Source organism: Acetobacter sicerae, assembly GCF_011516765.1.
In the GTDB taxonomy this organism is placed as follows: domain Bacteria; phylum Pseudomonadota; class Alphaproteobacteria; order Acetobacterales; family Acetobacteraceae; genus Acetobacter; species Acetobacter sicerae.
This window is the reverse complement of the sequence record NZ_JAAABN010000076.1, coordinates 1-1024: the sequence shown is the minus strand read 5'-3', so window position 1 is coordinate 1024 and position 1024 is coordinate 1. Positions and strand designations below refer to the sequence as shown.

The following is a 1024-nucleotide window of genomic DNA, read 5'->3' as shown; positions in this document are numbered from 1 at the left end:
ACCACGATGACCGCGCTGAACTACGCACTCACCCACCACGACTGGCCGATGGCTGAGCGTGCGGCAGGAGATCTTGTCACACAGAACGCAGCGCTGCTCGCTGAGAACGACCGTCTCTGGGTGGAGAGAAACGCCGGACTGGCCGCGATCCGGGACCGAGACACGGAGCTGGACATCGCCCGCGAACACATCGCCCGGCCCGTCACACTGATCATCGCCCCGGCAATCGGACGCTGGTTCGCTGGCCTGCCGATGACGACAGCAGATGCGATCCAGATCGTGCTCGATTGGGTGGACGGACAGATCGAGCGGGTTCCTGAGGCCGTCACGATCCCGGCGCGTGCGACCATGGGTGTCGTGTCGGCAATCGCAATGAGTCTCGCGTTCGGATTGCTCGTGATGAGCGCGATCCTTTTCACAGGGTCTCTGCTGGATTGGTTTGAGTTGGTTTCGCTCTGAGGGGCGTTGGGAGGGTTTTGAGATGGGTGCAGTTATCTGGGAAGAAGGAAATAAATGTCCCAATAAAGACTGCTCTGGTCATATCGCAATTGATTACCCAGATAGTGGATGCAGTTGTCATATTAACGCGCCATGTGCCCGGTGCACTTCTTCGTTTCTTGTCTGCAACACGTGCGGGGAAAAAGAACCTGAAGACGAAACGTCATATGTTCCGGTGATGGCGTATAGAAGCCTCGGCATGGGTATTGCTGAACTGTATTGCACCAATCCATCAAAGGATTTGGGAAACGGAAAGCGCATCTATGACTACGACTATGATTCCAGTTCTGGAAGCACGATGGTTTGCAGGGGAAAATACGAAGGCCCAGTAACCCCACAGGATATTATTGATGCTTTAGGCGTCGGGACGTTTGGGAAGCGAGGGCCGTTTCTCACTGGGGATAAAACCAGAGGCTCGTTCACATATACAAAAATCACAGACTAACACGCCCGTGTTTCCGGGGTTGCGGCCCCGGTTCCGTGGACGAGTTGTCCGATTTTTCTCCAACAATGGAGGTTGAGATGC

The 1024-nt window shown here is 55.1% G+C and carries 2 protein-coding genes; both read left to right on the top strand.

All coding sequences use genetic code 11. The features are described from left to right. The coding region (locus GVI59_RS18670; protein ID WP_173575536.1) for a hypothetical protein at positions 1-459 on the top strand (459 nt) is incomplete at its 5' end. 22 nt (positions 460-481) lie between these two features. Then, positions 482-943, top strand: a complete 462-nt coding sequence (locus GVI59_RS18665; RefSeq protein ID WP_173575535.1) for a hypothetical protein — start codon at positions 482-484, stop codon at positions 941-943. The last annotated feature ends 81 nt before the right edge of the window (positions 944-1024 follow it).